The sequence below is a fragment of the Solibacillus sp. FSL K6-1126 genome, assembly GCF_038003445.1.
Taxonomy (GTDB): domain Bacteria; phylum Bacillota; class Bacilli; order Bacillales_A; family Planococcaceae; genus Solibacillus; species Solibacillus silvestris.
Genome location: NZ_JBBOPD010000001.1, coordinates 3012818 through 3038428, shown reverse-complemented (window position 1 = coordinate 3038428; position 25611 = coordinate 3012818). Strand labels below are relative to the sequence as shown.

Here is a 25611-nt window from a genome sequence, read left to right as displayed (position 1 = left end):
TCGAAAAAACGGAAATCTAGTTATATATTCGCAAATTTTATTATATATAAAATATAAGTTTTACATTTTCTCTTTACAATGAGAAAAACATTTTGTATTCTTACTTTAGTAACTGGTCTGACCACTTTTGTTAATAATAATGGAATGCGTAGGACACGGTGAGGTGAAAAATTTGGAAGATAAGCCCGCAAAAAAGATGTTTATTCAAATTGTTAAGCAATTACACGATTTAATTGAAGAACAAAATATTCAGGAAGGGCAAAAGCTTCCTTCAGAAAGAATGTTAAGCGAGCAGCTACAAGTGGGAAGGTCTTCGGTTCGGGAAGCATTACGCAGTCTGGAGTTACTTGGCTTGATCGAAACAAGGCATGGCGGTGGTACATATTTGTCAAGTATGCAACACCATCAGTTTGTTGAAATTGTCAGCTCTTTTATATTACAGGACGAAAAATCGATCGCGGATGTGCATGCAACAAGACAAATGCTCGAAAAAGAAGCGATTCGAATTATTTGCCAGTCTGACAATTTAAGGGCACTGCCGATTTGGGAGAGCTTTTTTGTAAAGGTAGAACTTGGGCAGGAGTTAAAACGAGAAGACATACTTCGTGAATGTATGATCGTTTCAGGGAACCGCCTCGCATTAAAAATTTGGCTCCAGCTTCTTTCGTTCAGCAATAATCTATCGGCAAATGAAATTACAGAAGAAGAGAAAATGGAATTAAAAATACTGCTTGCTTCATTGCAAATGGGATATATACAAGAAGCAATTGATTCATATGAAAAATGGATGATCATTATTAAAGAATGATTACGTCAATATAAAGGGGGATTACGATGGCAATTCGTGATTTATTTACAATTAGTCGTAAAAAAAATACTGATAATATTACTAGAAAAGAAGATGAAAAATCCTTTCCGGAAGGCATCGTGACAAAATGTCCAAAATGTAAAACGATTCATGTCACAAAAGAACTCGAAAAAAACTTAAAAGTATGCGCGAAATGTCAGCATCATTTTACTTTGACAGCCAATGAAAGAATCGCCTGTTTTTTAGATGAAGGTTCGTTTGTATCAATGGACGATCATCTTCAAACAACAAATCCGTTAAACTTCCCTGCATATGTGGAAAAAGTGGAAGCGGATATTAAGAAAACAGGGTTAAACGAAGCTGTATTAACAGGTGTAGGTGCATTAAAAGGGATGCAGGTTGTTGTAGCGGTAATGGATTCGCATTTCCGTATGGGGTCTATGGGATCAGTTGTTGGTGAAAAAATTACACGCGCTGTAGAAAAGGCGACAGAGCTGAAAGTGCCGTTTATTATCTATACGGCAAGTGGCGGTGCACGTATGCAAGAAGGCGTATTATCATTAATGCAAATGGCAAAAACGAGTGTGGCTCTAAAACGCCATAGCGAGGAAGGCCTACTATATATTTCAATTTTGACGCATCCGACTACAGGTGGTGTATCAGCAAGTTTTGCATCGATCGGTGATTATAATATTGCAGAGCCTCAAAGTCTGATAGGGTTTGCGGGGCGTCGTGTAATAGAACAAACGGTACGTGAAAAGTTACCGGATGATTTCCAGACAGCAGAATTTTTATTAGATCATGGACAGCTTGATGCAATTTTTAACCGAACAGAAATGCGCGACAAAATTGCAACAATTGTTAAATTGCATGTACAAGGAGGCGTATCGCATGTCTAAATTAATGGCATTTGAAGAACCGGTTGTAAAACTTCGTGAAAAAATTGTAGAGTTAAAAACAATTGCCACGGAAGCAGATGTCGATATGACAGGGGAAATTGAAAAGTTGGAAACACGCTTGGAGGAACTTGAAAAAAGCGTATATGCCAATATGGAACCTTGGCACCGTGTGCAAGTAGCCCGTCATGCTGATCGTCCGACGACACTGGAATATATTGAACGAATTTTTGAAGATTTTATCGAAGTGCATGGGGATCGTACATTTAAAGATGATGCAGCAATTGTTGGCGGAATTGCATCGTTTAATGGTCAGCCCATTACGATTATTGGACACCAGCGCGGAAAAACGACAAAGGAAAATATTCGCCGGAATTTTGGTATGCCTCATCCGGAAGGTTACCGCAAGGCGTTACGTTTAATGAAACAGGCAGAAAAATTCAAACGCCCAATTATTTGCTTTATAGATACGAAAGGTGCATATCCGGGCAAAGCAGCCGAGGAACGTGGCCAAAGTGAAGCGATTGCGCGTAATTTGTTTGAAATGGCCGGTATTCGGGTACCGATCATTAGTATTGTAATTGGTGAAGGTGGAAGCGGCGGTGCACTTGCACTTGGAGTGGCAAATAAAATTTTGATGCTTGAGAATTCAACGTATTCCGTAATTTCTCCAGAAGGAGCTGCATCAATTTTATGGAAAGATGCAAGCTATGCGAAAGAGGCTGCTGAAGCGATGAAAATAACAGCACTTGATTTAAAGGAGCTTAAAGTAATTGATGGAATTATTCCGGAAGTTGCCGGCGGTGCCCATAAGGATGTTGAGCAGCAGGCGATCTTTATGAAAGAATATCTTACAAACATTCTTAATGACCTAAATAAAGAGAGTGCAGATCAATTAGTTGAAAATCGTTATATGAAATTTAAAAATATTGGACAATATATAGAACAATAAGGTTGTTTTATAACAGTATTGTACTACGAAGAATGCGTGTGAGCGCATTCTTCATTTTTTTCAAAAGCATTTCAATTTGTTTTCTAGAATAGTTACATATGAGCGTGTTTTCTGTTAATGTGGATAGTAACAGCGTAATAGGAGGAAAAGGTCGTATGAAGAAGATTGCGGTTTTAACGAGTGGTGGAGACGCACCTGGAATGAATGCTGTTATTCGTGCAGTCGTTCGTAAAGCGCGTTTTCATAATGTTGATGTTGTCGGTGTATATCATGGTTATGAAGGACTCTATAATGGGAACTTTGAACTTTTAGATATTGGTTCTGTTGGCGATATTATTCAAAGAGGCGGAACGAAACTGTATTCAGCACGTTTCCCTGAATTTAAGCAGGATGATATACAATATAGAGCAATCGAACGCATGAAAGAAGAGGGAATCGAAGGTTTAGTCGTCATTGGCGGAGATGGTACTTATCGTGGAGCAATGCAATTAACTGATAAAGGATTCCCATGTGTGGGTATTCCGGGTACAATCGACAATGATGTACCCGGTACAGAATATACGATTGGCTTTGATACAGCACTGAATACAGTCGTTGAATCGATCGATAAAATCCGAGATACGGCAACAAGTCATGAAAATACGTTTGTTATTGAAGTAATGGGCCGCGACGCAGGAGACATTGCTCTTTGGGCAGGTTTGGCAGCTGGTGCAGAATCGATTTTAATACCGGAAGAGGCGTATGATCTGGATGATATTGTTACACGTCTTGAGCGTGGAGTAGCTCGTGGAAAGCGCCACAGTATTATTATTGTAGCTGAAGGTGTAATGAATGGTCATAAACTGGCGAACCTTTTAGAAGAACGCACAGGGATTAAAATTCGGACATCGGTATTAGGTCATATACAACGAGGAGGGTCTCCATCGGCTCGGGACCGCGTTTTAGCAGGAAGATTTGGTGCAAGAGCGGTAGAGCTATTGTTGGAAAACAAAGGTGGTAGAGCAGTTGGCGTGAAAAATCACGCTATAATCGATTATGATTTAAGAAAAGCATTTGAAACTAAGCACCAGGCAGATTTAAGTTTGTATACATTATCAAAAGAGCTTTCAATTTAAAGTGCATAAAAACGGAGATGACAAAACTATGAGAAAAACTAAAATTGTTTGTACTATTGGACCGGCTAGTGAATCACCAGAAATGTTAGAAAAGTTAATTGAGGCAGGGATGAATGTTGCCCGTTTAAACTTCTCACACGGAAATCATGAGGAACATGCGAATCGTATTGCTGCAATTCGTGATGCAGCAGAACGCATGAAAAAACCGGTTGGAATTTTATTGGACACAAAAGGACCTGAAATCAGAACACACTCAATGGAAAACGGTGAGTTGCATTTAGTAACAGGACAAGTAATCGATATTTCGATGACAGAAGTTTTAGGAAATGAATCACGTTTCTCCATCACATACGATCAGCTGATTGAAGACGTAGATCAAAACGATATAATTTTATTGGATGACGGCTTAATCGAATTGCGTGTACTTGCGAAAGATAGCGAGCAAGGTTTAATTCATACAATCGTTGAAAACGCCGGTATTTTAAAAAATAAAAAAGGTGTGAATGTACCGGGTGTTTCTGTGAAATTACCGGGTATTACTGACAAAGATGCAGCGGATATTTTATTCGGTATTGAGCAAGGGATCGATTTCATCGCGGCTTCATTTGTTCGTACTGCAAAGGATGTACTCGAAATTCGAGAGCTGCTGGAACAAAATAACGGCAGCCACATTCAAATTATCCCTAAAATCGAAAACCAAGAAGGCGTTGACAACATTGATGAAATCATTGAAGTTTCAGACGGTTTAATGGTGGCACGTGGTGACTTAGGTGTAGAGATTCCTGCAGAAGAAGTACCATTAGTACAAAAATCATTAATCCGAAAATGTAACCAAGTCGGCAAGCCTGTTATTACAGCTACACAAATGCTTGACTCCATGCAGCGCAATCCACGTCCAACTCGTGCAGAAGCATCAGACGTTGCAAACGCGATTATGGATGGCACAGATGCAATCATGCTTTCAGGAGAAACAGCAGCTGGTCTTTATCCGGTAGAGTCTGTAGCTACAATGAACAAAATTGCGATTCGTACGGAAAACGCATTGGATTACCGAGCAATTGTATCAAAACGAAGCCGTGAAAAAGAAGCAAATATGACAGAAGCTATTTCACAGGCGGTTGCCTATACTTCAATTAACCTTGGTGTTAAAGCAGTATTAGCTCCAACCGAAAGCGGAAATACTGCAAGAATGATTGCAAAATATCGACCAGGTGTATCAATTATCGCAGTTACAAGTCAGCCTAATGTTGCACAGAAATTGACATTAGTATGGGGCGTTAAACCAATTTTAACGCAGCGTGTTACTACAACGGATGAGATTTTAGAGTTATCAGTTGATGAAGCGCTAAAACATGAATTTGTCAGCCATGGTGATGTAGTTGTTATTACTGCAGGTCTTCCAGTTGGCGAAGCAGGTACAACGAACTTAATGAAAGTACATGTCATCGGTGACTTATTGGCACGTGGACAAGGTATTGGTAAACTGTCAGTTGTTGGTAATGCAATCATCGCCAACAATGCAGCCGAAGCATTGGCTTACGACACAGAAGGAGCAATTATTGTAACAGTAGGCTCTGACCGTGAAATGATGCCGGCAATTGAAAAATGCGCAGGTATTATTACGGAAGAAGGTGGGCTAACATCCCACGCGGCTGTAGTCGGCTTAAGCTTAGGAATTCCTGTTATTGTCGGTGTAAAAGAAGCAACTACTTTAATTCAGCACGGACAGGAAATTACAATGGATGCTGAAACTGGTGTTATTTATAAAGGACATGCCAGCGTTCTTTAAGATTAATAAATGGTGCTGGAACATAAATAGAGGTGCCATGGGATAAGAGAAAAATCTTATTAAGTAACGGATATTTTATAAAATTGATTGGAATGGAGGGGAGGCGACTCCAGCGGGAACAGCGTGACGCCTGAGACTAGGAACAAAAGCTAAGAACGCCACGTCCTGTGGCAATGCTTTTGTGACCAACATCCTGTTGGCCTCACGCCCGCGGAAAGCGTCCGACCCGGAATGGAAATCAATTTTTAACGCCCAGCAAAAAAATGCTATTTTTCTCTCAGAGAGAAAAATAGCATTTTTGGGTTATGTCTCAGCCTCTTGTTTTTTTGTCATACCCTCTTTTTGAAACTTTTTACTAGCTGTTTCGTATAAAATAGAAGAAGAGGAGGTTCATAAATGAAAAAGATATTATTTGGATTACTGGCACTATTATTTGCTGAAATTGCGGTATTTATCGTAATTGGAAATGCAATCGGTGTTTTCTATACATTGTTATTAATTATTTTCACATCCATAGCAGGACTGCTAATTGCCAAAAAACGTGGGACAAAATCTATACAGGATATTCAAAAGAGTATGCAGCAAGGTCAGCCTCCTGCAGTACCGGTCATTGAGACATTTATGATTTTTGTTGGCGGTGTACTTTTGGCGGTACCTGGCTTTATTACGGATATTCTCGGAATATTATTTGTTTCAGGAATTACGCGAAATCTGTTTAAACCGGTCATCTTCTACTATTTACGTAAAAAGATGAAAAGAGGCCAAGTCGTTATTTTGCAAAAATAGCATGTTGTTTTACCTTAATGGCAATCATCAGTAAGATTGGACTAAGGATGATTCCGTAAAAACCAAATAGTAAAACTGAGGCAGCGCTGATTAGAAATGTGTGGATCATACGTAAATGCAACGTATGTGACCAGAGCATGGATTCAGTTAGCTGCCTTATCATTTGTACCATAAAGTACAGAACTAATATGGCAATGCCTATCATCGGTTCGTCTACAATAAAATAGTAAATAGAAACTGGAATAAGGAAAATGCCGATTCCTAAAAAAGGCAGGCAATCTGCAAAGGCAATTAAAAAAGCTTTAATTACAAATGCTTCAAACTTTAAAAAATAAAATCCAATACATAGCAGGATAAACGTCAGTGTAAACAATTGCATTTCCACAACGATAAAGCGGCCGATAAGCTCCATACCTTTTTGGAAGTAGCGTGCCCATGTAGTGCGATAAGCTTTCGGTATGTAAGCAAAAAACCATAATCGGTTTTTATAGCTCTCCATCAATGCGAAGTAGAATGTGACAATGAAAATAAAAAACTCAAATATAGATTGAAAACTATTTTTTATAAAATTGATTGTGTAAAACAGCAAGTCCCTTATAAAACTTTGGAGCTTCTCAACAATAAACGGAAGAAGCGGATGTTTCATATAGGTGCTATCCAAAGATAAGAGTGTTGACTGCAGCTGAGGGAGAATGGTGATAAAGCTATGAATAATCAGCATGATCACAGAGACGACAACCGAGAATAAAAATACCGAAAGTATAATGACAACGAGAAAGAATGGTAGTTTAAATTGCTGTTTGAAAAAGAGGAAGACGGGAAACAGTAAATAAGCGAAAAATAGACCGAAAATAATAGGAGGAATGAAATAAAAAAGGACAAAATAAAGTAGAAGAACGATAATGTTCCTACTTTTTACTAGCCATTGGTTTGTTTTATTTGTATAATCCATTTATCTCACTCCTAATTAATACCTTTATTAACTCATTACAAATTATAAATTCTCTTTTTTGCGTGAATTCTATCACATATGTGATTTTTTCCTAAAATCCTACTAATTCATTCACAAAGCCGTCAAAATTGATTATAATGAAATTTGTAAGCGATTTACTTATAGGTTCAATTGAGCAGAACGATATGAGTGTGCGACTTTTTAATAGAGTAAAAAGAAAGCACTTACAAAATTAATTTACTAAGTGAAGGAGCGATTTTTTATGTCAGCAACAAAAGGTTTAGAAGGTATCGTAGCAGCAGAATCGAAAATTTCTTCAATTATCGATGATACACTTACATATGTAGGGTATGGCATCGACGACCTAACTAACAATGCGACTTTTGAAGAAGTAGTATTCTTGTTATGGAACACGCGTTTACCAAACGCTGAAGAATTAGCTAACTTAAAAGAAGAATTAGCTAAAAATATGGAAATTCCAGCGGCAATCACAGATTTATTCAAATCTATGCCTTTAAACACAGTGCACCCAATGGCAGCACTACGTACAGCGGTATCAATGTTAGGTGCATTTGACGAAGAAGCAGATGTTATGGAAGCTGAAGCAAACTACCGTAAAGCGATCCGTTTACAAGCAAAAATTGGTACAGTAGTAACTACTTTTGCACGTGTACGTCAAGGTAAAGAACCAGTTGCTCCAAAACCAGAATTAGGTTATGCAGCAAACTTCTTATATATGCTGAAAGGTGAAGAACCAGCAGCAATCGAAATTGAAGCATTCGATAAAGCGTTAATCTTACACGCTGACCATGAATTAAACGCTTCTACATTTACTGCACGTGTATGTGTTGCGACATTATCAGATGTATACTCTGGTGTAACTTCTGCAATCGGCGCATTAAAAGGCCCATTACACGGTGGTGCTAACGAGCAAGTTATGAAAATGTTAACTGAAATCGGATCAATTGATAAAGTTGAATCTTGGGTTCAGAACAAATTAGATAACAAAGAAAAAATCATGGGCTTCGGTCACCGCGTATACCGCAAAGGCGACCCACGTGCACCTCACTTACGTGTAATGTCTGAAAAGCTTACTAAATTAACAGGCAAACCAGAATTATACGATATGTCAGTGAAAATCCATGACATGATTGTTGAGCAAAAGAAATTACCTGCAAACGTAGACTTCTTCTCAGCATCAGTATATGATTCTTTAGGTATCGAGCATGACTTATTCACACCAATCTTCGCAGTATCTCGTACTTCAGGTTGGGTAGCGCACATTTTAGAACAGTATGCAAACAACCGTCTAATCCGTCCACGTGCGGAGTATGTTGGTCCAGATATGCAAAAATACGTTCCAATTAACGAGCGCTAATTAAAAAAGTATGTTAAAATATCTGGGACTGTGATTTGACACAGTCCTAGATTTATGATTATTAGGAGGCAAATTTCCAATGACTAACAAAATCGTAGTAGAGAATGGTAAATTAAACGTTCCAAACAATCCTGTTATTCCTTTCATCGAGGGTGACGGTATCGGTCCAGATATCTGGGCTGCAGCATCTCGCGTAATTGACGCAGCTGTAGAAAAAGCTTATAACGGTGAAAAGAAAATCGAATGGTTAGAAGTATTAGCAGGTGAAAAAGCATTCAACAAAACGGGTGAATGGTTACCAGCTGAAACTTTAGAAAAAATCAACGAATACTTAATCGCTATTAAAGGTCCTTTAACAACTCCAATCGGCGGCGGTATCCGCTCTCTAAACGTAGCATTACGTCAAGAGTTGGATTTATATGTTTGCTTACGTCCAGTACGTCACTTTGACGGTGTTCCTTCACCAGTTAAACGTCCAGAAGATGTTGACATGGTAATCTTCCGTGAAAACACTGAAGATATCTATGCTGGTATTGAGTACAAAGCTGGTTCTGACGAGCAAAAGAAATTATTAAACTTCTTACAAAACGAATTAGGCGTTAACAAAATTCGCTTCCCAGAAACTTCTGGCTTAGGTATTAAACCAGTATCTAAAGAAGGTACTGAACGTTTAGTACGTTCTGCAATCGAGTACGCTATTTCACACAACCGTCCATCAGTAACTTTAGTACACAAAGGTAACATCATGAAATTCACTGAAGGTGGATTCAAACAATGGGGTTACGATGTGGCTGAAGCTGAATTCGGCGACAAAGTATTCACTTGGAACCAATACGATGCAATCAAAGCTGAGCAAGGCGAAGCTGCTGCAAACGAAGCACAATCTAAAGCTGTTGCAGAAGGCAAAATCATCGTAAAAGATTCTATTGCTGATATCTTCTTACAACAAATCTTAACTCGTCCTAACGAGTTCGACGTAGTAGCAACTATGAACTTAAACGGTGACTACATCTCTGACGCATTAGCTGCTCAAGTTGGTGGTATCGGTATCGCTCCAGGTGCTAACATTAACTACTTAACTGGTCACGCTATTTTCGAAGCTACTCACGGTACTGCACCTAAGTATGCTGGTCAAGATAAAGTAAACCCATCTTCAGTATTATTATCAGGCGTATTAATGCTTGAGCACTTAGGATGGCAAGAAGCTGCGGACTTAATTACAAATTCAGTAGAGAAAACAATCTCTTCTAAATATGTAACTTATGACTTCGCACGTTTAATGGACGGCGCTACAGAAGTTAAATGTTCTGAATTCGCTACAAAATTAATCGAAAACTTCTAATTAAAAGTTTAAACATTTGCCTATATATGTGAAATTATGAACAAATTGTTTAGTAATGAATAATATAGTTATATAATTTTACATAATTGGAAATAGTTTGCTTTGAGGTTTGAAATAAATAATAGTAAAAAAGGGAGAAAGCATTATGTTTTCTCTCTTTTTTTTATATAATTTTCATGACACAAATTTATTTACGATGAAGGAGTGGTTCTTGGTGACATTAAAACGTAAAAAAATCTCAGTTATTGGTAGTGGTTTTACAGGGGCAACCGCAGCATTTTTGGCAGCGCAAAAAGAACTAGGTGATGTTGTAATTATTGATCTTCCATCAGCAGAAAATCCTACGAAGGGAAAAGCATTGGATATGTGGGAAGCATCGCCTGTACAAGGCTTTGATTCTTATGTAAAAGGCTCTTCCGATTATGAGGATACCGCAAACTCAGATGTCGTTTTAATAACTGCGGGTGTTGCCCGGAAGCCAGGAATGAGTCGAGATGATTTAGTACAGATTAATCAAGGTGTAATGAAAGCCGTTGCATCAGAAATTGCCCGTACTTCACCCGATGCAACGATTATTGTTCTTACAAATCCAGTTGATGCGATGACTTATACAGTATTTAAAGAATCTGGTTTCCCGAAACATCGGGTAATTGGACAATCAGGTGTGTTGGATACTGCCCGTTTCCGTGCATTTATTGCCGAGGAACTGAATGTATCAGTAAAAGATATATCTGCACTTGTATTAGGAGGTCACGGTGATACAATGGTGCCTTTAATACGGTATGCTTCGGTAGGAGGCGTTCCTTTACAAAGCTTAATACCTGCACAACGTCTAGAGGAAATTGTACAGCGTACACGTGTAGGTGGTGGTGAAATCGTGAATTTATTAGGGAATGGCTCGGCTTATTATGCACCGGCTGCGGCAATGGTGGAAATGGCAGAGGCAATTATAAAGGATCAAAAACGAGTCTTACCGGCAATTGCCTATTTAGAAGGTGAATACGGTTATGAGGGGATTTATTTAGGTGTTCCGACATTATTAGGTGCTGGCGGTATCGAGAGAATATTCGAACTTGAGCTTACAGCAGATGAAAAAGCAGCGTTAGATCAATCCGCAGATGCCGTAAAAGATGTAATGAAAGCACTGAAATAAATAAAAAAGGGTTTCGGTTATTACCGAGGCCCTTTTTGGTTTTTCATTTATTGATACACGGGATTCCATTTTAATAATTTCTTCTCTAATAGTTTTGCAATGGAATCTGCAATTTTTCCTAAAATCGCATATAAAATAATCGCCAACACAACAATATCAAGTTGCATATACTCACGGGCATTCATCGACATATAACCGATTCCCGAACTTGCTGCTACTGTTTCTGCAACAATTAAAGTAAGCCACATAATTCCTAATGAGTAGCGAATACCGACCAAAATCGATGGCATTGCACCTAAAATAATTACTTTAAAAAACAGCTTGTATTTCGAAAGATTATAAATTTTACCCATTTCGATTAACCGTGGATCAACATTGCGGATACCATGGTATGTATTGACATAAATCGGGAAAAATACGCTGATTGCAACTAAGAAAATCTTTCCTTCTTCACCCACACCAAACCAAATAATAACTAAAGGGATGAGCGCCAAATTCGGGATGTTTCGCAGCATTTGAATAGTTGTATCTAAATAACGCTGTGCAAAAGGAACAATTCCATTTAAAATACCGATGACAAAAGCGATACTGCCGCCAATTAGGAACCCAATTAAAGCACGCGTCGTACTAATTTGAAGATGATCAAACAGAACACCGGAAACAGCTTGTTCATAGCCTGCTTTTACTACATCGGAAGGGGCAGGCAAAACTGTGTTAGCCAGAATACCTGTTTTATTCGATACTTCCCATATGATAATAATTAAAATAGGGATGATCCATGGCTCAATCAAATGAATCCATTTTTTCTTCTTCATTTTTCTCACCTCTTATGGTTTCCAAATATGGTTTTCGAGATTTTCTACAAGATTACTTGTTAAGCCAATGTCATATAAATCTTCATTTAGTCTTTGTAAGTCTGCTTGAGCGCCTTCATCCAAATAACTAGCAACAGATGAACGGCGGGCTAAGCTTGTTACCCATATATCTGCGGCAATACCTGTATTCTCTTCAAGAATTTCTGCTGCCTCGCTTGAATCAGTATCAATGGCTTCACCAACTTTAGATAGTTCTTCCACATAGGCAACGACCGCATCCTTATTGGATTCGATGAATTTATCAGATGAATAGTAGAAGCTGCGGTGTTCAACAATACCTTCTGCTGTAGTTAAGATTTGATTGCCTTTACTTTCGGAAACCGTCATATACGGATCCCAAATTACCCATGCATCCACATCGCCGTTCTCAAAAGCAATATTTGCATCTGCCGGGCTTAAAATAACCGATTCTACATCGTCCAGAGTCAAGTTAACTGTTGCTAGAGCAGTAACTAATAAATACTCTGAAATTGAAGCTTTATTGTACGCAATTTTTTTTCCTTTCAATTGTTCGATAGATTGGATAGATCCATCATTTTTCACTAAAATACCTTCCATTTGTGGAGACGATTCTTCACCTGCAATGTATTTGAAATTCATTCCTTTTGATAGTGCCATCATTGATGGTGCATCACTTGCATTGGCAAAATCGATGGCCCCGGAGTTTAATGCTTCAAGAATCGAACTTCCTGTATTGAATTCAGACCATTCCACTGAATAACCTAATTCCTTTAATCGTGATTCCAATTCGCCATTCGATTTTAATAGCAATGTTGTCCCGTTTTTCTGATAGCCAATGCGTACTTTTTTATTTTCTGCATTCGATGATGCGCACCCGACTAAAATAACCGATAAAGTTAAGAGAAAAAAGATGGATAATAGTTTTTTCATTTGTAATACCTCCTTAAATAATTGCCTGTAATTCTTTTTGTTTATTCGATGTTTCCGTTTTTGTTTGTTGTCCTAATAAATACTGAAGCAGAATTTCCTCGAGCTCCGCAAATTGTGGATTTGACCGCGTTCTTGGTCGAGGGAGTTTTACCGGCAAATCTAAAGCAACGATTCCGTCTTCGATTAAAATAATCCGATCTGCCAATGTAATGGCTTCTGCCACATCATGTGTCACGAGCAACGATGTATATTTCTGGTTTAACCACAGCTGTTCAATTAGATTTTGCATTTCAAGTCGAGTCAGCGCATCTAATGCACCAAGCGGTTCATCCAACAATAAAAGTCTTGGCTGTGCACTAAGCGCACGAGCTAATGCAACCCGTTGTTTTTGGCCACCTGACAGTACATGTGGCCACTCTTTTGCACGGTCTTTTAATCCCACATGTTCAAGTGATTTTAATGCAAGTGGTTGCCAATCCTTTTTCAATTCTGTGCCTACCCCTACATTTTCTAATACAGACAGCCATGGGAGTAAACGATCTTCCTGAAACATGACGCGAACGCCTGAAAAGTCTTCCTGTTGAATACCGTCTTTTAAAGATTCTCCTGCCGTTTTTTGTTCTAAATTTGCAATGATACGGAGAAGCGTACTTTTCCCGCATCCGCTTTTCCCGACGATGGCAACAAATTGTCCAGCGGGGATTGTTAAATTAATATCCTTTAATACTTGTTTTTCACCGAAACTTTTTGTTAAATTTACTAACTCAATATTGATTCCATTTGTCATGGAAGCACCTACTTTCCGTTAAAATACTTAACATATTGAATTACTAGGAATTATTAATAAAAAAATTTACACAGGCTCTTTAAATAGTGCGCTAAACAATTTTTCTAAATGTTACCATAATAATAAATATTCAGTCAATAGTAAAAATTATTTTACCTATCGAAATAATATGGATTAGATTTCTTCGAATAACAATGAGCATATAGATAGCTGAACAGAGGAATAATTGTACTTTTCAAAAAAAGTTGTTACTATGAAGGTAGTGCTTTATTCAGTACATATTTAAAGAAATAGTTGATAGCCAACCACTGGAAGATTGATTTTGAGATGGGGGTTTCAAATCGATTTTGGAGGAACTTATAATGGTTAAAACGGTTTTAGTAGTAGAAGATGAAATGCCAATTGCAACACTATTAAAATATAACTTGGAACAAGCAGGTTTTGACGTTCTATTGGCGCATGATGGTCAGGCAGGTCTTGATACAGCAGTAGAACAATCACCGGATCTGATTTTATTGGATTTAATGCTGCCAAAACTTGATGGGGTCGAAGTTTGTAAAGAATTACGACGATTGCGTATCAATATACCGATAATTATGTTGACTGCGAGAGACGATGAATTTGATAAAGTATTAGGTCTAGAGCTTGGGGCTGATGATTACATGACAAAGCCGTTCAGCCCGCGTGAAGTAATTGCACGAGTGAAGGCTGTGTTGCGACGTTTCTCGGGACCAGTTGTGGAAGAAACAGTCGAATCGAGTGAAGTAGTCTACACATTCGGTAATTTAAAAGTTTTCCCGGAGCGATTTGAAGCATTTATCGATGATGAGTCTTTGGAATTCACGCCAAAAGAATTTGAATTGCTTGTTTACTTGCTTGAAAATAAAAACCGTGTTTTAACACGCGATCAGCTGCTTAGTGCCGTATGGAACTACGATTTTGCCGGGGATACTCGAATTGTAGACGTACATATTAGTCATCTGCGGGATAAAATTGAAGAAAATAGTCGTAAACCACTGTATATTAAAACAATCCGTGGTTTAGGTTATAAATTTGAGGAGCCAAAAAAATAATGAACGCAATGAAAAATCGTTTATTTTATTCGTTTATTTTAGTAATTGGATCAAGTTTAGCTGTTCTAGGACTGTTCATAGGGCAGCTTTTTCCATTTTTCGCAGATGAGTTTGTTCATGAAGTGACAAAGGATTCTGAGCTGCAATTGGAGCAAGTGATCGAGCAGGAGCAAATAGAACTTACTGAGACACAGAAAGAAGCCATATTAGGCACTTATGCAATAGATAGACAGGCTGAAGGACTACAAAGTACAAAACAAAAAATATATTTAATCATTGCCGCATTATTATTTGGCGGTCTCATTGTAATGAGTTTTATGGCATATCGGGTTGTGAGCAATTTTATAACACCGATTATTAATATTACAAAAACCGCGAGAGAGCTATCAAAAGGAAATTACCGTGCGCGCGCTTTTGCGAATGGTCCGACTACGATTGTTGAGTTGAGAAATTCCATTAATATTCTGGCGCGCAATTTGCAGGATATTACGAAAACAAGAGCTATTGAGGAAGAGCGATTAAAAACATTAATTGAAAATATGGGCAGTGCCTTAATGATGATTGACCGGGAAGGGAATATTTCGATTGTTAATAAGAAATTCCAAACATTATTTGAGCTGCCTAAAGAGAAGCTCATTGGCAATAATTTTATGATGCTCGGGCTGCCAAAAGAGCTTGAAAAGTTTATTGATCATGTATTTTTAACGGAATTACCATATCGTCAGCAGCTTGAAATGGAAATCGCAAATGAAGTGTATTATGAGCAAGTTTACGGGGCTCCGGTTGTTGGAGAACATGGACGCTGGCTCGGTGTCGTAATTGTAATGCATGATGTGAGTGAACTTGTACGATTGGAGCAGATTCGTAAAGATTTCGTCGCAAACGTATCGCACGAGCTACGTACACCGATTACATCGATCAAAGGATTTTCTGAGACGCTTCTTGACGGAGCGTTTAATGATGAGCAGATGCTGCTTTCCTTTTTAACGATTATTCATGATGAAAGCAATCGCATTCAAGTGCTCGTCAATGATTTGCTCGAGCTTTCCAAAATTGAGAGACATGGTTTTACACTCGATGTAGTGCCGACAAAGCTGCAGGATATTTTAGTTCGGGTTGTTGATTTGACAAGCGCGCAATTAGAAAATAAAAATATGCAGTTTGATGTTGAAATAGAGCAGGATGCTGTTATTTTAGGTGATGTAAATCGGCTAATGCAAATATTTACGAATTTGATTAACAATGCGATCGCCTATTCTAAAGAAGAAACAACGGTTACACTGCGTATTAGTGCCAATGACCAATACGGGATATTTGAAGTGAAAGACGAAGGTATCGGTATTGAAAAAGCAGAGATTTCACGTATTTTCGAGCGCTTTTACAGGGTAGATCGGGCACGAAGCCGAAATTCTGGAGGGACAGGCCTTGGTTTGTCCATTGTAAAGCATTTGATTGAAGCACATAACGGGAAAATTATAGTACAAAGTGAAGTTGGTAAAGGTACGAGTATTAAAGTGTACCTGCCATTGAAAGATTGAAGCTTAACAGTATATTTACAAAACATTTAAATAACCTTTATATTGCGGTGTTATAGTTCTTTATAGAAACCCCCGTTTCTAAAAGAAGGTAACGCAAAACATGGAATTGAATATAATAATGAAGAAACTGCGCAGAAAATTGGAAGCTTTCTGTGTAGTTTTTTTATGTCTAAATTTCTGACCCCTCAATTTGAAAAAATATGAAACTTTTACAAATGGTTACCCGTAGAATAAGAGGAAATTGAAAAGTAAGGAGGCTTTATATGATGAGTGTAAAAAGAACATTAATGTGGGTAGCGCTTATTCTCATGGCTGTCGTAGGTATTATTGTTGTGACGACATCCTGGTATACAGTAGATGAATCGGAACAGGCAGTAGTGATTACATTTGGTCAAGCGGATGAAACAATACAAGATTCAGGACTTCATTTTAAATTACCGTGGCCAATACAGTCTGTAGAAATTTTATCAAAAGAAACGTACAGTTTACAATTCGGCTATAAGCAAAACCCGGACGGTACGGTTGAAGCATTCGATAAAGAAACAAAAATGATTACAGGTGATGAAAATATTGTTTTAACAGATCTTGTTGTTCAATGGCGTATTGTTGAGCCAAAAAAATATTTATTTAGTTCACAGGAGCCGCGAGCGATTTTACATAATGCGACATCCAGTGCGATTCGTTCCATCATTGGCAGCTCAACAATCGATGAGGCATTAACGGATGGTAAAGCGGATATTGAAGCAGAGACACGCGAATTGCTTGTATCGTTAATCGAAAAATACGATATCGGTATTGGGGTTTTAGGAGTAAAGCTGCAAGATGTAGAGGTGCCGAATGCAGAAGTGCGTGCAGCTTTCACAGATGTTACCGATGCACGAGAGACAAAAAATACAAAGATTAACGAAGCGGAAAAATACGAAAACCAGCGTGTAAGTGAAGCGGTTGGTGAAGCAGCTGCAATTCTTTCAAAGGCAGAAGGGGAAAAGGCTTCACGTATCGAGCAAGCTACAGGTGAAGTAGCTTTATTTAACCAGCTTTATGATGAATACCGTCTGAATAAAGATATTACACGTGAACGATTAGTGCTCGAAACATTGGAGGCAGTTTTACCAAATGCCCAAATTTATATTATGAATGATGACGGCAGCGGTACGATGAAGTACTTGCCGATCCAGCCAATGCAAACGACACCTCCTTCTACAGAAGAGAAAAAAGAAGGGAGCAAAAGTGAATGAGTAACAACAAAAATAACTTTGACGGCGATTTAGATGAGTTTGTGAAAAAACTGTTCGGCAACAAAAAAGGGTCGAAAGAAGTGAAGGAAGTACCGAAAGCAAACGACGCTGAACAACAAGTAAATAGCAGTAATACAAATGGAAAAAAAGCACCAACACCATTAAAGAAAGATAAGAAGCCGATAAATGTAAAACAATGGGTTTCTTCTGCTATTGTATTAACGGTTGTGTTTGCAGCATTAATTGTCGTATTTGCGAATCTGTATATTGTTAAAGAAAATGAATATAAAGTAGTTCGTCAGTTCGGGGAAGTAGTCAAGTATGAAAGTGAACCGGGACTTCATATGAAAATCCCGTTCATTCAAAGTGTGACAACTTTACCAAGCAATTTAATGACACATGATATGACAGAAGAAGAGATCAGTACAAAGGATAAAAAGCGAATTATTATTGATAACTATACTGTTTGGCGTGTAACGGATCCAAAAGCGTTAATTTCAAATGCAGGACAGTTGCTCAATGCGGAAAATCGTATGGAGGAGTTCATTTATTCGGCACTTCGTACAGAATTCGGTCAAACGGAATACGGCGATATTATTAATGAAAAGGATTCGAAACGCGGGAACATTAATGACCGTGTTACTCAACGCGTCAATGAATTAATCGATTCAGCCAACTTTGGTATTGAAGTAATTGATGTACGTATTCGCCGTACAGATTTACCTGAGGAAAACGAACAGTCTGTTTATACAAGAATGGTTTCTGAACGTCAATCGATTGCGCAAAAGTATCTGTCAGAAGGGGATGCGGAAAAGCGCAGTAAAGAGGCGAAAACAGACCAGGAAGTTCAAGTGACTCTTGCGAAAGCGAACAAAGAAGCATCTGTCATCCGTGCAGAAGGAGAAGCACAGGCCGCACAAATTTATAATGCTGCCTACTCGAAAGACCCGGAATTCTACAGTTTATTCAGAACGTTAGAATCATATAAGAAAACAATCGGCAATGAGACGATGATTATCATACCGTCAGACTCGCCATATGCAAAACTGTTATCCGGTCAAATAGATTAAATAATGTAAAAGCCAATTAGAATCAGCCATTCTAATTGGCTTTTCTTTGCATGGGAAAAAACTTCATTAAATTTTCAAATTATATTATTGGAAACTATTATTTTGCTGTTATACTATAGTATAGTTAGTTCATATAGGGGGAGTGGCGAAGTTTGAGTAAAGTAATACAGAATAGTTTAATTGCTTTTATTATGGCAACATCTGTAACGGCGCTTTTTTATCAGTCTAATATTAATTTCGTGAAGGTGGAAATTTTCCATATACCAATTTTATTTATTGTTATTTTACTATTAAGTTTATTTATTGCAGAAGATGTGCGGGATTCATTCAAGAAAGTACTATGGTTTGAGAAACGTGAAGATAAGCGTCCGATTTGGCAAGTTGGTATTGGTATGATTTTTTATTTCACACAAATTGGATTTGTAGAAGTATTTGCGCGCGGGTTAATGCCATATGATTTAGGCGGCATGCCGATGTATGTCATCATACCATTTTTAAATGCCTTTTTATTAACGGTAATTTTTGAAGAAGTATTTTATGAAGAAAAACGCGAAGTAGTGAAGAACTTTAAATTTAAAAAGTTAAAATAAAGATAACAGGCTCCTAGCAATAGGGGCCTTTTTGTTTCCTTAAAAAATCTGACGAACACCACATTAAATATTGGCAATTCATGTGAACAATCGCTAAAGTAGAAAGAGAACATATAATCGTACCGAATGTCATTTGCGATGTTAAAACATCTGCTAAATGAAGTTGGTGCCTCCGGCGGATGTCAAAGAATCGGTTTATGGTTCCTGAAGAGTATTGCATGTCCCTTAATGGCTGACTGACCCACATCCTTTGTGCCTAACCCGAATCTGGACGCAATTACGCCAAGGCAAAATTGATATATTATTGGAGGAACTTGCATGACAAAACAAAAATTGCTTTTACTAGATGGAAACTCATTGGCTTATCGTGCCTTTTTTGCATTGCCGCTGCTGACAAATGACAGCGGGATTCATACAAATGCGACTTACGGATTTACAACGATGCTTCAAAAAATTATCGGTGAGGAAAATCCGACACAAATGCTTGTTGCGTTTGATGCCGGCAAAACGACTTTTCGTCATGAATCATTCGGTGAATATAAAGGGGGCCGTCAAAAAACTCCGCCAGAGCTTTCCGAACAATTCCCTTATATTCGAAAACTGATTGATGCATACAACATTAAACGCTATGAACTGGAAATGTACGAAGCAGATGACATTATCGGAACGTTAGCAAAACAGGCTGCTGGACAAGGGATCGAAGTTATCGTTGTTTCAGGAGATAAAGATTTAACGCAGCTCGCAACAGAGGATGTCACAGTATATATTACCCGTAAAGGGATTACCGATATCGAAAAATATACACCTACACATATTGAAGAAAAGTATGGACTGACACCGGAGCAAATTATCGATATGAAAGGGCTTATGGGAGATCAATCCGATAATATTCCGGGAGTTCCAGGCGTTGGTGAAAAAACAGCGATTAAATTATTGAAAGAACACGGGACGATTGAAAAATTATATGAAGCGATGGATTCATTGAAAGCTTCGAAAATGAAAGAAAAGCTGGTAGACAATGAAGAAATGGCTCACTTATCAAAAAAGCTTGCGACAATTCATACAGATGCACCACTAACAATTTCACTTGATGATTTAGCATATGCAGGTCCGGATGAGGAAGCACTTCTTAATGTATGGCAAGAGCTTGGCTTTAAATCTTTAATTGAAAAAAGTGATTTTGAAGCAGTAGAAACGGAACAAGCTGAATTAGTATTTGAAAATGTACAGGCTATTACAGGCGACATGTTAAAAGAAACGATGGCAATCCACCTCGAGTTGGAAAACGAACATTACCATAGCTGTAATGCACTCGGTTTAGCCTTGTCAGACGGAGAACGTACGGTTTATACAGCGATTGATAATGTAGTTGATAATGCGGACTTAAAAGCATGGCTGCAAGATGAGACTAAGAAAAAGTATATTGTGGACAGTAAAGCAACACAAGCAATGCTTCATCGTTTAGGGATTGAGCTTAAAGGCGTGGAGTTCGATTTATTATTAGCTTCGTACATTTTAAAGCCGTCGATATCAGGTGATGATGTGGCAACGCTTGCAAAGGAATTCGGTTATCAGGATGTCCAATCCAATGAAGCAATCTACGGAAAAGGGGCGAAGTGGGTTGTTCCAGGTGCGGATCATGTAGCTGAACATGTGAGCCGAAAAGCGGTAGCAGTTTGGAAGCTGCAGCCTTTATTAGAGCAAAAGCTGAAGGAAAATGAACAGTTTGAATTATACAAGGAGCTGGAGCTGCCGCTTGCACATATTTTAGGGAAAATGGAGAGCGAAGGGATAACTGTCAATATTGATACATTACGTCAAATGGGTGATGATTTGAAAGCAAAGCTTGAAGTAATGGAAGCGACAATTTATGAGCTGGCAGGCGAGAAATTCAATATTAATTCACCGAAACAGCTTGGTGTTATCTTATTTGATAAATTAGGCTTACCTGTCATTAAAAAGACAAAGACAGGATATTCAACAGCAGCCGATGTACTGGAGAAGTTACAGTCCGAGCATGACATTGTGAAGCATATTCTTGAGTACCGAACGCTTGCGAAACTGCAGTCAACATATATTGAAGGTTTAATAAAAGAAGTGCATAAAGAAGATTCAAAAGTGCATACCCGATTCCAGCAGGCATTAACTTCAACTGGGCGTTTAAGCTCAACGAACCCGAATTTACAAAATATCCCTATTCGTTTAGAAGAAGGACGCAAAATTCGAAAAGCATTTGTTCCGTCGAAAAAGGATTGGATTTTGTTTGCTGCGGACTATTCACAGATTGAGCTGCGCGTATTGGCTCATATGTGCGGAGATGATGCGCTTATAGAGGCATTCCAGCAAGGGATGGACATCCATACGCGTACGGCGATGGATGTGTTTAATCTTGAGAATCCGGACGAAGTGACAAGTTTAATGCGTCGCACTGCAAAAGCTGTTAACTTTGGTATTGTATACGGGATTAGTGATTACGGCTTATCGCAAAGCCTTGATATTACCCGTAAAGAAGCGGCAATTTTTATCGAAAACTACTTGCAAAGCTTCCCGGGTGTAAAAAACTATATGGATACAAGTATTGAAGAGGCAAAGAAAGCAGGGTTCGTTACAACGATTTTAAATCGCCGCCGCTACTTGCCGGACATTACAAGCTCGAACTTCAATTTAAGAAGTTTTGCAGAGCGTACTGCGATGAATACACCAATTCAAGGAAGTGCAGCGGATATTATTAAAAAAGCAATGATTGATATGAACGCACGCCTTGAACAAGAAGGATTACAGACGAAGTTATTATTACAAGTTCACGATGAGCTTATTTTTGAAGCACCAAAAGAAGAAATTGAAATTTTAGAACGTATCGTACCTGAAGTTATGGAAAATGCAATTAAGTTAAGTGTGCCTTTAAAGGTTGAGTTTTCATATGGTGCTACATGGTACGATGCGAAATAAGGAGTACCATTTATGCCGGAATTACCAGAAGTAGAAGGGGTCGTACGTGATTTACGGCCAATTGTAGAAGGAAAGACGATTGAATCTGTCTCTTTGTCGGATGTTGTTTATACATCACATGAAGCTGGAAAACAGGCGATTGTAAAAAACGCAAAGCCTTCTCAGTTTGAACTATTAGTACGCGATATGAAAATCGATAAATTGGAGCGCAGATCAAAATATATATTCTTTCATCTCAAGAAAGATGATGAACGTTTTATTTTAGTGAATCATTTAGGGATGAGTGGCGCATGGTTTGTTGTTACTGATGTGCTGGAGATAACGGAAGAAAAATTCCGCAAGCATATTCATGCAATATTCACATTGGCAAGCGGAGAATTGCTTGTCTATGCAGATATCCGCCGTTTTGGTGAATTACGGTTTATTAAAGAAATTGCCGATCATCCACCATTGTTAAAAATGGCACCGGAGCCTTTTGATGAAATCGCCTGTGATTTTTTCATCATGCAAAGTGAAAAACCGAAATTCGCGAAAAAACCGATTAAAGAAGTCATCATGGACGGTCAGGTGATTTCTGGTTGCGGGAATATTTATGCAACCGAAGCATTGTTCAAAATGCTTATTCATCCTGGAAAAGCAACGAATGAGTTAAGCCGCGAGCAGAAGACGACGCTCTTTCGTGTGATTTGTGATGTGTTGCAGGAAAGCATAGATTCGGGTGGATCGACAATTTCAGACTATCGCAGTATTAATGGTGGTGCTGGAACAATGCAGCATCGACTGAAAATGTATGGGAAAAAGCAATGTGTTGTATGTGAAACAAATACAGAGTCGCTCGTAATTGCGGGCAGAACATCAACATATTGTCCGCAATGTCAAAAATAAAGGGGAATTGCTGTGATTATTGGTTTAACAGGTAGTATTGCCAGTGGAAAGAGTACAGTTGCTAAAATGATTGAGTCATACGGATTACCAATCGTTGATGCCGATTTAGTGGCGCGGCAAGTAGTCGAGCCTGGTACACCGACATTAAAAAAAATTGCGGAAGCATTTGGACCGGAAGTCGTTGCACACGATGGTTCAATGGACCGTGCAAAAGTGGGAAGTATTATTTTTCATGATGAAGAAATGCGAAAAACTTTAAATAGCATTATACATCCGGCTATTCGTGAAGAAATGCTGCGTCAGCGTGATGAATTAATGTCTTATGGAGAAAAAAACATTTTCATGGATATTCCGCTGTTATTTGAAAGCAAGCTGGAACATTTCGTTGAAAAAATCATTGTTGTTTCTGTAAATAAAGAAGTTCAGCTGCAGCGCTTAATGGAACGAAACGGCTTTACGGAAGATGAAGCAAATGCCCGTATTGCCTCACAAATTCCGGTAAAAGAAAAAGAACAGCTAGCTGATGCTGTCATTCATAATAACGGTACGCTGGAAGATACGGCAATTCAGCTTCAAAATATTTTGTATGAATGGAATGTACTGAAGTAAAATATAACCTCAACTAATTTTATTAAAAATTGGGTTGAGGTTTTTATTTTGAGGGTATGTATTATCTGAAAATAACAAATTTAATTTAGTGGATTAAATATGTTCAACTTTTTATAATATGTGTTATACTAATCAACGAATAAACAAAACGAATGAATCGTACTTTTAGGAGGATTTAAATAATATGACAGTTTCTATTGCAATTAATGGTTTTGGCCGCATTGGTCGTATGGTGTTCCGACAAGCAATGATGCGCGGTGACGTGAATATCGTAGCGGTGAATGCAAGCTATCCATCTGAAACGTTAGCACATTTAATTAAGTATGACACAAATCATGGTATGTTCCCGGGGACTGTAGAAGCAGTCGAAGGTGCCTTAATTGTAAACGGCAAACGTGTTGAATTAGTTAGTGAACGCGATCCATTAAAATTACCATGGGCTCAAATGGGTGTAGATATCGTAATCGAAGCTACTGGCAAATTTAATGAACGTGAAAAAGCAGCAAAACATATTGAAGCTGGCGCGAAAAAAGTTATTTTAACTGCTCCTGGTAAAAATGAAGATATTACCGTTGTTTTAGGTGTAAATGATGATAAATTGGATTTATCAAAGCATGATGTTATTTCAAATGCATCTTGTACGACAAACTGTTTAGCTCCTGTAGCAAAAGTATTAAACGATGAGTTCGGCATTGTAAACGGCTTAATGACAACAGTTCACGCTTATACAAACGATCAAAACAACATCGATAACCCTCATAAAGATTTACGTCGTGCGCGTAACTGCGGATCATCAATTATCCCAACTTCAACTGGTGCAGCAAAAGCATTGCGCCTTGTATTACCGGAATTGGATGGGAAAATTCATGGTATGGCATTACGTGTACCAACACCAAACGTTTCTTTAGTTGATTTAGTTGTAGATGTAGAAAAAGACGTTACAGTAGAAGAAGTAAATGCGGCATTTAAGGCGGCAGCTGACGGCAAAATGAACGGTATTTTAAACTTCTCTATGGAGCCATTAGTATCTTCTGACTACAATACAACAACGTACTCATCTACTGTAGACGGCTTAACTACGATTGTATTGGGAGACCGTAAAGTAAAGGTTATCGCATGGTATGATAATGAGTGGGGTTACTCTGCACGCGTAGTAGACTTAACAAAGAAAATTGCAAACGAATTAGCAACAGTAAATGCATAATTTTAATGCTTGTTAAAATGTGATAGATCACTTCAAAAAGGCGTAAATACGTCTGATGTAACAGAAAAACCTTTTGCGGAAAATCAAACCATTTTTGCAAAAGGCTTTTTCTATTGTGTGAAGCACCAATGCACTATATAATTGAATGACTTTCCATTGGAAAATTTCAACGCGCGTGAAGCACTATTTCAAGCGCGTTGTTTTTGTTATAATAGAATAAACTAACTTTTAGGAGAAATTATTATATGAGATGTCCAGCTTGTCAATACAACGGTACACGCGTTGTAGACTCAAGACCTGTTGATGATAATAAAGAAATTCGCAGACGTCGTGAATGTGAATCTTGTGCTTTTCGCTTTACGACATTTGAAAAAATTGAAGAAACCCCTTTAATCGTAGTGAAAAAGGATAGCTCACGCGAGGAGTTTAGTCGTGAAAAAGTGTTGCGTGGTCTGATCCGCGCATGTGAAAAGCGACCAGTTGCATTAGATCAATTAGAAGAGATTGTCCTATCAATTGAAAAGGAATTACGCCGATTAGGCAATGCGGAAGTACGCTCGGAAAATGTCGGGGAGATGGTGATGGACCGACTTGCAAAAATTGATGAGGTGGCCTATGTGCGCTTCGCCTCTGTTTACCGTCAATTTAAAGATATTACAGTCTTTATCGAGGAACTGAAAGAAATTATGACCCGTCAGTCAAATGACAAATAAGTGTTAGGAGGGATAAAT

Annotated in this window: 23 protein-coding genes; 19 read left to right on the top strand and 4 right to left on the bottom strand. The window is 38.3% G+C overall.

Annotation, left to right across the window (positions count from 1 at the left end):
• Positions 1–172 precede the first annotated feature (172 nt).
• From MHH44_RS15060 to MHH44_RS15035, 6 genes are all read left to right on the top strand, one after another.
• Positions 173–808 (top strand): FadR/GntR family transcriptional regulator, encoded by a 636-nt coding sequence (locus tag MHH44_RS15060; RefSeq protein ID WP_008407768.1) that lies wholly within the window; start codon positions 173–175, stop codon positions 806–808.
• Between the two features lie 26 nt (positions 809–834).
• A complete protein-coding gene (gene accD / locus MHH44_RS15055) occupies positions 835–1707 on the top strand; it encodes an acetyl-CoA carboxylase, carboxyltransferase subunit beta (RefSeq protein ID WP_014823117.1) in 873 nt (290 codons plus the stop codon).
• Positions 1700–2656 (top strand): acetyl-CoA carboxylase carboxyl transferase subunit alpha, encoded by a 957-nt coding sequence (gene accA / locus MHH44_RS15050; RefSeq protein ID WP_008407766.1) that lies wholly within the window; start codon positions 1700–1702, stop codon positions 2654–2656. Before accD ends, accA begins: the two co-directional genes overlap by 8 nt.
• A 155-nt stretch (positions 2657–2811) precedes the next feature.
• Positions 2812–3771, top strand: coding sequence for a 6-phosphofructokinase (gene pfkA, locus MHH44_RS15045; protein ID WP_014823118.1), 960 nt, complete (start codon positions 2812–2814; stop codon positions 3769–3771).
• Positions 3772–3799: 28 nt separating this feature from the next.
• Positions 3800–5560 (top strand): pyruvate kinase, encoded by a 1761-nt coding sequence (pyk, locus tag MHH44_RS15040; protein WP_008407762.1) that lies wholly within the window; start codon positions 3800–3802, stop codon positions 5558–5560.
• A 396-nt stretch (positions 5561–5956) separates the two neighbouring features.
• Positions 5957–6346: an FxsA family protein gene (locus MHH44_RS15035; protein WP_340798954.1), complete on the top strand. Its 390-nt coding sequence runs from the start codon at positions 5957–5959 to the stop codon at positions 6344–6346.
• On the opposite strand, the gene MHH44_RS15030 is transcribed toward MHH44_RS15035, so the two are convergent.
• Positions 6330–7298, bottom strand: a complete 969-nt coding sequence (locus MHH44_RS15030) for an AI-2E family transporter (protein WP_065215512.1) — start codon at positions 7296–7298, stop codon at positions 6330–6332. The two genes, MHH44_RS15035 and MHH44_RS15030, sit on opposite strands and share 17 nt — an antisense overlap.
• A 262-nt stretch (positions 7299–7560) precedes the next feature.
• Here MHH44_RS15030 and citZ point away from each other — a divergent pair, with 262 nt between their 5' ends.
• From citZ to mdh, 3 genes are all read left to right on the top strand, one after another.
• Complete coding sequence (gene citZ / locus MHH44_RS15025; RefSeq protein WP_008407756.1) at positions 7561–8676, top strand: citrate synthase; 1116 nt, start codon at positions 7561–7563, stop codon at positions 8674–8676.
• 79 nt (positions 8677–8755) lie between these two features.
• The gene (icd, locus tag MHH44_RS15020; RefSeq protein ID WP_008407755.1) at positions 8756–10018 is read left to right on the top strand and encodes an NADP-dependent isocitrate dehydrogenase; all 1263 of its coding nucleotides are present in this window, start codon (positions 8756–8758) and stop codon (positions 10016–10018) included.
• Positions 10019–10232: 214 nt separating this feature from the next.
• Positions 10233–11171 carry a malate dehydrogenase gene (gene mdh, locus MHH44_RS15015; RefSeq protein ID WP_339262718.1) on the top strand — a complete coding sequence of 313 codons (939 nt, stop codon included), beginning with the start codon at positions 10233–10235 and terminating at the stop codon, positions 11169–11171.
• A gap of 47 nt (positions 11172–11218) precedes the next feature.
• Here the strand turns inward: mdh and MHH44_RS15010 are convergent, their stop codons facing one another.
• Genes MHH44_RS15010 through MHH44_RS15000 form a run of 3 tightly spaced genes read right to left on the bottom strand, consistent with a single transcriptional unit; the run spans position 11219 to position 13724 of the window.
• Positions 11219–11986 carry an ABC transporter permease subunit gene (locus MHH44_RS15010; RefSeq protein WP_008407752.1) on the bottom strand — a complete coding sequence of 256 codons (768 nt, stop codon included), beginning with the start codon at positions 11984–11986 and terminating at the stop codon, positions 11219–11221.
• Positions 11987–11998: 12 nt separating this feature from the next.
• Entirely contained in the window at positions 11999–12937 is a 939-nt protein-coding gene (locus MHH44_RS15005) for a sulfonate ABC transporter substrate-binding protein (protein WP_065215514.1), read from the bottom strand.
• A gap of 13 nt (positions 12938–12950) precedes the next feature.
• Positions 12951–13724, bottom strand: coding sequence for an ATP-binding cassette domain-containing protein (locus MHH44_RS15000; protein WP_340798953.1), 774 nt, complete (start codon positions 13722–13724; stop codon positions 12951–12953).
• Between the two features lie 362 nt (positions 13725–14086).
• Here MHH44_RS15000 and MHH44_RS14995 point away from each other — a divergent pair, with 362 nt between their 5' ends.
• From MHH44_RS14995 to nrdR, 10 genes are all read left to right on the top strand, one after another.
• On the top strand, positions 14087–14797 hold the full coding sequence (locus MHH44_RS14995; protein ID WP_008407749.1) for a response regulator transcription factor: 711 nt from the start codon (positions 14087–14089) through the stop codon (positions 14795–14797).
• On the top strand, positions 14797–16335 hold the full coding sequence (pnpS, locus tag MHH44_RS14990) for a two-component system histidine kinase PnpS (RefSeq protein ID WP_340798952.1): 1539 nt from the start codon (positions 14797–14799) through the stop codon (positions 16333–16335). The genes MHH44_RS14995 and pnpS overlap by 1 nt, the downstream gene beginning before the upstream one ends.
• Before the next feature lie 266 nt (positions 16336–16601).
• Positions 16602–17573, top strand: coding sequence for an FtsH protease activity modulator HflK (gene hflK, locus MHH44_RS14985; protein ID WP_173364536.1), 972 nt, complete (start codon positions 16602–16604; stop codon positions 17571–17573).
• Positions 17570–18643, top strand: coding sequence for a protease modulator HflC (gene hflC / locus MHH44_RS14980; protein WP_065215516.1), 1074 nt, complete (start codon positions 17570–17572; stop codon positions 18641–18643). The genes hflK and hflC overlap by 4 nt, the downstream gene beginning before the upstream one ends.
• A 152-nt stretch (positions 18644–18795) precedes the next feature.
• On the top strand, positions 18796–19233 hold the full coding sequence (locus MHH44_RS14975) for a DNA polymerase I (protein ID WP_082990807.1): 438 nt from the start codon (positions 18796–18798) through the stop codon (positions 19231–19233).
• Between the two features lie 318 nt (positions 19234–19551).
• Positions 19552–22182, top strand: coding sequence for a DNA polymerase I (polA, locus tag MHH44_RS14970; RefSeq protein WP_340798951.1), 2631 nt, complete (start codon positions 19552–19554; stop codon positions 22180–22182).
• 12 nt (positions 22183–22194) lie between these two features.
• A complete protein-coding gene (mutM, locus tag MHH44_RS14965; protein WP_008407741.1) occupies positions 22195–23067 on the top strand; it encodes a bifunctional DNA-formamidopyrimidine glycosylase/DNA-(apurinic or apyrimidinic site) lyase in 873 nt (290 codons plus the stop codon).
• 12 nt (positions 23068–23079) lie between these two features.
• Positions 23080–23676, top strand: coding sequence for a dephospho-CoA kinase (gene coaE / locus MHH44_RS14960; RefSeq protein ID WP_008407739.1), 597 nt, complete (start codon positions 23080–23082; stop codon positions 23674–23676).
• 184 nt (positions 23677–23860) lie between these two features.
• Positions 23861–24880, top strand: a complete 1020-nt coding sequence (locus MHH44_RS14955; RefSeq protein WP_008407737.1) for a glyceraldehyde-3-phosphate dehydrogenase — start codon at positions 23861–23863, stop codon at positions 24878–24880.
• Between the two features lie 245 nt (positions 24881–25125).
• Positions 25126–25593, top strand: a complete 468-nt coding sequence (gene nrdR / locus MHH44_RS14950; RefSeq protein WP_008407735.1) for a transcriptional regulator NrdR — start codon at positions 25126–25128, stop codon at positions 25591–25593.
• Positions 25594–25611: the final 18 nt, after the last annotated feature.

What these genes read in the sequence shown, in the direction of transcription:
- MHH44_RS15010 (WP_008407752.1), bottom strand. Translation starts at nt 11,986, where the DNA reads ATGAAGAAGAAAAAATGGATTCATTTGATTGAGCCATGGATCATCCCT.
- nrdR (WP_008407735.1), top strand. Translation starts at nt 25,126, where the DNA reads ATGAGATGTCCAGCTTGTCAATACAACGGTACACGCGTTGTAGACTCA.
- MHH44_RS15035 (WP_340798954.1), top strand. Translation starts at nt 5,957, where the DNA reads ATGAAAAAGATATTATTTGGATTACTGGCACTATTATTTGCTGAAATT.
- pfkA (WP_014823118.1), top strand. Translation starts at nt 2,812, where the DNA reads ATGAAGAAGATTGCGGTTTTAACGAGTGGTGGAGACGCACCTGGAATG.
- citZ (WP_008407756.1), top strand. Translation starts at nt 7,561, where the DNA reads ATGTCAGCAACAAAAGGTTTAGAAGGTATCGTAGCAGCAGAATCGAAA.
- MHH44_RS15000 (WP_340798953.1), bottom strand. Translation starts at nt 13,724, where the DNA reads ATGACAAATGGAATCAATATTGAGTTAGTAAATTTAACAAAAAGTTTC.
- MHH44_RS14955 (WP_008407737.1), top strand. Translation starts at nt 23,861, where the DNA reads ATGACAGTTTCTATTGCAATTAATGGTTTTGGCCGCATTGGTCGTATG.
- MHH44_RS15030 (WP_065215512.1), bottom strand. Translation starts at nt 7,298, where the DNA reads ATGGATTATACAAATAAAACAAACCAATGGCTAGTAAAAAGTAGGAAC.
- icd (WP_008407755.1), top strand. Translation starts at nt 8,756, where the DNA reads ATGACTAACAAAATCGTAGTAGAGAATGGTAAATTAAACGTTCCAAAC.
- mutM (WP_008407741.1), top strand. Translation starts at nt 22,195, where the DNA reads ATGCCGGAATTACCAGAAGTAGAAGGGGTCGTACGTGATTTACGGCCA.
- polA (WP_340798951.1), top strand. Translation starts at nt 19,552, where the DNA reads ATGACAAAACAAAAATTGCTTTTACTAGATGGAAACTCATTGGCTTAT.
- accD (WP_014823117.1), top strand. Translation starts at nt 835, where the DNA reads ATGGCAATTCGTGATTTATTTACAATTAGTCGTAAAAAAAATACTGAT.
- pyk (WP_008407762.1), top strand. Translation starts at nt 3,800, where the DNA reads ATGAGAAAAACTAAAATTGTTTGTACTATTGGACCGGCTAGTGAATCA.
- pnpS (WP_340798952.1), top strand. Translation starts at nt 14,797, where the DNA reads ATGAACGCAATGAAAAATCGTTTATTTTATTCGTTTATTTTAGTAATT.
- hflK (WP_173364536.1), top strand. Translation starts at nt 16,602, where the DNA reads ATGAGTGTAAAAAGAACATTAATGTGGGTAGCGCTTATTCTCATGGCT.
- accA (WP_008407766.1), top strand. Translation starts at nt 1,700, where the DNA reads ATGTCTAAATTAATGGCATTTGAAGAACCGGTTGTAAAACTTCGTGAA.
- MHH44_RS14995 (WP_008407749.1), top strand. Translation starts at nt 14,087, where the DNA reads ATGGTTAAAACGGTTTTAGTAGTAGAAGATGAAATGCCAATTGCAACA.
- hflC (WP_065215516.1), top strand. Translation starts at nt 17,570, where the DNA reads ATGAGTAACAACAAAAATAACTTTGACGGCGATTTAGATGAGTTTGTG.
- MHH44_RS15005 (WP_065215514.1), bottom strand. Translation starts at nt 12,937, where the DNA reads ATGAAAAAACTATTATCCATCTTTTTTCTCTTAACTTTATCGGTTATT.